This window comes from Faunimonas pinastri, from assembly GCF_900110915.1.
GTDB lineage: Bacteria > Pseudomonadota > Alphaproteobacteria > Rhizobiales > Afifellaceae > Faunimonas > Faunimonas pinastri.
Genome location: NZ_FOFG01000036.1, coordinates 1 through 5,169, shown reverse-complemented (window position 1 = coordinate 5,169; position 5,169 = coordinate 1). Strand labels below are relative to the sequence as shown.

Annotated in this window: 4 protein-coding genes and 1 pseudogene; 2 read left to right on the top strand and 3 right to left on the bottom strand. The window is 60.1% G+C overall.

The features are described from left to right. Nucleotides 1-387: 387 nt before the first annotated feature. Nucleotides 388-1,806, bottom strand: coding sequence for a sensor histidine kinase (locus BMY25_RS20230; RefSeq protein WP_092500072.1), 1,419 nt, complete (start codon nucleotides 1,804-1,806; stop codon nucleotides 388-390). After that, nucleotides 1,784-2,461 carry a winged helix-turn-helix domain-containing protein gene (locus tag BMY25_RS20225; protein WP_092500070.1) on the bottom strand — a complete coding sequence of 226 codons (678 nt, stop codon included), beginning with the start codon at nucleotides 2,459-2,461 and terminating at the stop codon, nucleotides 1,784-1,786. Before BMY25_RS20225 ends, BMY25_RS20230 begins: the two co-directional genes overlap by 23 nt. 182 nt (nucleotides 2,462-2,643) lie before the next feature. Here BMY25_RS20225 and BMY25_RS20220 point away from each other — a divergent pair, with 182 nt between their 5' ends. Then, nucleotides 2,644-4,290 carry a phosphoethanolamine transferase gene (locus BMY25_RS20220; protein WP_092500068.1) on the top strand — a complete coding sequence of 549 codons (1,647 nt, stop codon included), beginning with the start codon at nucleotides 2,644-2,646 and terminating at the stop codon, nucleotides 4,288-4,290. Between the two features lie 5 nt (nucleotides 4,291-4,295). Further along, nucleotides 4,296-4,679 carry a diacylglycerol kinase gene (locus tag BMY25_RS20215; RefSeq protein ID WP_346432162.1) on the top strand — a complete coding sequence of 128 codons (384 nt, stop codon included), beginning with the start codon at nucleotides 4,296-4,298 and terminating at the stop codon, nucleotides 4,677-4,679. A 327-nt stretch (nucleotides 4,680-5,006) separates the two neighbouring features. Here BMY25_RS20215 and BMY25_RS21285 read toward each other — a convergent pair. Continuing rightward, nucleotides 5,007-5,169, bottom strand: a pseudogene (locus BMY25_RS21285) (IS3 family transposase); the annotation flags it as partial.

The window sequence follows — 5,169 nt, the reverse complement described above, 5'->3', positions numbered from 1 at the left end:
TCGAGCTGATGAAACGCTCAGGAGACGGTGCGACAGCCTGAGCAGCACCCCCGGAAATCCTCCAGCCGGGCGGTCCAAACTCGGGGAGCACGTCAGGCAAGAGGATGCATCGTGTTCTGGCGGAGGGAGTGGGGGGGCAATCCTCTGTGGCGTCTTTAGAAGCGCGCTGACAAATTTAAATTTTCTAAAAAGGTCCCGCACTTGTTTACACGGGAGGTAGCGTTTCTTTCGTGACGCTCTGGTGGTGCTAACGCGCTGCTGCGCTCTTCCACAGTTACGCAGGCAACTCCGATCACGAATCAAGTCTGATTTTGCGACGATGGAGACGCCGTCCCTCTGCACTCGTATGGACGGACGGCTGCCTGGGAGTGAATTCGCCGGCTTGCTCTAACTGTCCGTGTTTTGGCCGTTACGGGCATTGAATGTCAGGCGCATGATTAAACCGGGAAGGTTGTCGCCGATCTCGATACGGGTCCCGTGGAGCTCGACGATGGCCGCGACGAGGGCCAGACCGAGCCCGTTGCCAGGTGTCGTGCGGCTGCGATCGAGTCGGTACAGGCGCTGGAAGACCTTCTCACGCTCGGTTTCCGGGATGCCGGGCCCGTCGTCTGCGATAGCGAGGGTAACCTCCGTCCCGATATGCCGCACCGCGACGTTGATCTTCGCCGGTGGCGGCGCATGGACGATGGCGTTCTCGATGAGGTTCGCGATAACCTGGGTGAGCAGGTCTACATCACCCTCGATCGGCGGCGTCGGCTCGATCGCGCTATCGAGCCTGTGCCCAGCGTCAAACGCCACGTCACGGTAGATGTCGCAGATATTCTCGACGAGCTCCGAAAGATTGATCGGTCGAAACCGGGCTCGCCTGGCGCCGGCCTCGACCTGAGCAATTCGAAGCAGCGCGTTGAAAGTCTCGATGATGCCGTCGACTTCGTCGACAGCCTGATCAAGGATCTCCTCGACACTGAACCGCTTGTCCTGGCGGCGGGCGACATCCAGCTTCTGGCGCAGCCTGGCCAGCGGCGTTCTAAGATCGTGAGCGATGTCGGTGGAAACCTGCTTCAGGCTCTCCATGAGCCGGTCGATGCGCGCGAGCATGATGTTGATGTCGGCCGAAAGTCGATCGAGCTCGTCGCGCCTCTGGGTGATCGGCAGCCGCAGGTCGAACCGCCCGGCAACGACACGGCGGGTGAAAGTCGTGATAAAAGCGACACGCCGCGCCGATGTCCGACTGATAAAGTAGCCGCCGACCAGTGCGGCAAAAGCCATGGCGAGTGTCCCGACCACGAAGCAGCCGAAGATGATTTCCTGGGTTTCGTCGAGTATGTGCGAGTTCCGGCCGGCGAGAACACGGTAGGGCCCCAGGCTCATTCCGTAACTGAAGAGGATCACCTCGTTGTCGCTGTTCATCGACGCGGCCTGCGACAGCTCGGGACTCGCCTTGACCGTTGCCTCGTCCAGCCGTCGGTCGCACCAGGCGTCACACCAGAGGCTGGCCGGAAGGTCGCCGACCGACACCTTCTCGCCAGGCTCGATCAGCATGAAGAAGCTGTCGTCGTTCGCGCCTTCCGCGCGGTCCTGTAACGAATGCCGAAGTTCTTGGATGCCGCCTTCTCGGAAAGCCGAGCGGAACATGCTGGTATCGAGCGTGATCTCGCGGCGGTAGATACCCTTCATCTCCCTCGAAGCGACGAGATATGTCGTTCCCATGATCACCGCGATCGCCGCGACGAGAAGGCCCGTATAAGCCATTGCGACGCGGAACGAGGTGGTCCTGACAACCTCAGGAAGCGGCTTCGAGAACATAGCCTGCTCCACGGACCGTGCGGATCATCTCTCCCTTGAACGGCCGGTCCACCTTTGTGCGCAGTCGGCTGATATGGGTTTCCACGACATTGGTTCGCGGGTCGAAGTGGAAGTTCCAGACTCGCTCCAGAAGCATGGTGCGCGTCAGCACACGGCCGCGGTTGCGCATCAAGTATTCCAGCAGCTTGAACTCGCGGGGCTGCAGCTCGATGATCGTGCCGCCGCGCGAGACCGTGCGGTTGACGAGGTTGATCTTGAGATCGCCGACTTCGAGCACGACTTCCTCGCGCCGCACCGGCGCACGGCGGATCAAGGCGTTCAGCCGGGCCAGAAGCTCGGAGAACGCGAAGGGCTTGAGGAGATAATCGTCCGCGCCGGCTTCCAATCCCTCGACCCGATCATCCACACCACCGACCGAGGTCAGGAACAGGACCGGGACGTCCTTTCCCGATGAACGCAGGGCGCGCACGAGGGAAAGCCCGTCCAGGCCGGGGAGCATTCGATCGACCACAAGGGCATCGTAGCTGCGGGTCATGACGAGTTCGAGACCGGAAAGGCCGTCATTGGCGATATCGGTCCCGTGGCCTTCCTCACGTAGGCCCGAAGCCACGTAATCGGCCATCGAACGATCATCCTCGATGAGAAGGACCTTCATGCACCATCCATGCCGTATGTAGCTGACGCTCGTCTTATACGTTTTCGTATAGTTCCGGAAAAGCACCGGCCACCTTGCGCCATTACCGTCAACTTGCCTCCGGTTTGGCACGTTGTGGATCTGAGCGATCGCCGCGCCCCGAAGCCCCTGAGCTGTCAACGCGCGAAACGGACCAAGCCTTCATGTATCGCCCGAAAGTGACGAGCAATGCGCTCGCCTTCATCGTCTCGGCCTATTTCGTTCTGCTTACGAATTTCAGCTTCTGGAGCAAGGGGCTGACATACTTCCAGGGGCACACGGTCCAGCTCGCTTTCTTTGTCGTCGGCCTTTACCTGCTCCTGACGGCGATTCTCACGCTCTTCACGATGAAATACGTGATCAAGCCCGTCTTCATCGCCGCGATCCTCATCTCCGCTGTCGCCTCCTATTACGTCGACACCTTCGGCATCCTGATCGACCGCGACATGATCCAGAACGTCTTTCTGACGACGCCGAGTGAAGCCAAGCATCTCATCACGTTCGACATGCTGGCGCACATCGTTGTCTTCGGCCTCATACCCTCGCTTCTGGTGGTCTGGGTGAGGGTGACCCATCGAAATGTCCTGGCGAAGGCCGCGTGGAATACGCTTGTCATCACGCCTTGCCTTCTCGCCGTGGTCGCGATCCTGATGGCGAATTACTCCACCTATGCCTCGACGATACGCGCCCATAACGATCTGATCGATAGCTTTAACCCGTCGGCTCCGATCGTTGCGACCGCCAAGTTCGTGCAGCGGCAGATGAAGGTGCGCGACATCGTCGCCCAGCCGCTCGGCACCGACGCCCGTGCCGGGGCGAATCTCGCGAACGCGCCCCATAAGGTCGTCACGGTCTTCGTGGTCGGCGAGACGGCGCGTGCCGCGAATTTCAGCATGATCGGCTACGACCGCGACACCAATCCGGAGCTCGCCGCCCGCAAGGCGATAGCCTTTTCGCACGTCACGAGCTGCGGCACGGCGACCGCGGTTTCGGTGCCTTGCATGTTCTCCGTATATCCGCGCGAGCACTATTCGGAAGCGAAGGCTCGCGCCACGCAGAACCTTACCGATGTCCTGACCCATGCGGGCATCAACGTCAGCTGGTTCGACAACGACACGGGCAGCATGCGGGTCGCCGAGAACATTCCCTACGAATTTCTGCCCAACACGGACGACAAGCGTTTCTGCAAGGGCGGTGAATGCCACGACGACATTCTTGTCGACCGGTTGAAGCGCCAGCTCGACGATGTAAAGGGCAACGCGGTCATCATCCTTCATGAGCTCGGCAGCCACGGACCCGCTTACTACGAGCGCTATCCGAAAAAATTTCAGATCTTCAAGCCGGCCTGTGAGACGGTACAGTTCGCCGATTGCACGCACCAAGAAATCGTCAACAGCTACGACAACACGATCCTGTACACCGATCATGTGCTTTCCGAGGTGATCGACCTTCTGAAGGAGCGCAATGATATGGAAACTTCCATGATCTATGTGTCCGACCATGGCGAGTCTCTCGGCGAAAACGGTCTCTACCTGCACGGGGCGCCCTATTTCATGGCTCCGGACTTCCAGACCCATGTACCGCTTGTGGCTTGGTTCTCCGATGGATACCGCCGGGCCATGGGCCTGGACGTCGATTGCGTCGCTGGGCGGCGTGATGCGCCCTTGTCCCACGACAACATGTTCCATACCCTTCTCGGTATGATGGACGTGGTGACCAGCGTCTACGATCCCAAGCTCGATGCTTTCGCAGCCTGTCGTCAGCTCTCGCCAAATATCACCATGAGTGCCGCGGACGGACGGGCATCTTGAGTGTCGTGAGGTCTTCCGAGCCGTCGCCGCCGTTCCGCAAGAAGACCGGCGTCGCGCATCTCTTCGCTTCGGCCGGATATTCGTTTGACGGATTGAGGCGGATGCTCAAGGAAGCGGCCTTTCGGCAGGAGCTGCTGTTCGCGATCGCGCTCTTTGCGGTGCTCGCCGTGAGGAGGGCGGAGACGGAGGCCTATTTCGTTCAGGCGGTCTTCCTGATCTTGCTTCTGGCCGTGGAGGCATTGAACACGGCGATCGAAGTCCTCACTGATGCCGTGTCTCCCGGTTACTCCGCCTTTGCGAAGCAATCCAAGGATCTTGGCTCTTTCGCAGTCTTCTGCCTTCTTTCAGTCAACGCGCTTGTCACGCTTTTCTTCGCTTTTCTACGTTGACTGCTTACCACTCGAATGGTTGTCCACTGATGAGGCCGTTGTCGTCCTGAAGTGTGCGGCTGGCCGCAGGTTTCATCTCGCTTTGTTCCGCCCCCGCGAAGCGTGGCGAACTCTGATATCAATTTACCGGCCGGCCAGCCGGTACTTGCCTGGCACTTGCGTGAGGGAACTCTTCGATCAACGGGGAGCCGAAGGGCTGTCCGTCATGCCTGCGGGCGATGCTCATTGACCGCGACTGGATGCGAGAACTGGTTGCCGAGCGGCTGATCGATGTCTTCCGCCAGCTGCCGGACAGGCCGGTCTACATCCTGACCTGCCCCTGAGTTTTCATCCAGCGGCGACCTGAGTCCTGGCGTTTGTTACGCTTCTCAGCGCGGTGTGAGCAACAGGCCGTGCCGCGCAGCTTTCAAGTCGCGCAGCGGGTAGGCCTGTTGCGGTCAGGCTCGCGGCATAGGCCGCAGGGGTGAGGTAGCCGATCGAGGAGTGCGGA

Coding starts and splice junctions, on each gene's coding strand:
- BMY25_RS20230 (WP_092500072.1), bottom strand. CDS start 1,806: ATGTTCTCGAAGCCGCTTCCTGAGGTTGTCAGGACCACCTCGTTCCGC.
- BMY25_RS20225 (WP_092500070.1), bottom strand. CDS start 2,461: ATGAAGGTCCTTCTCATCGAGGATGATCGTTCGATGGCCGATTACGTG.
- BMY25_RS20220 (WP_092500068.1), top strand. CDS start 2,644: ATGTATCGCCCGAAAGTGACGAGCAATGCGCTCGCCTTCATCGTCTCG.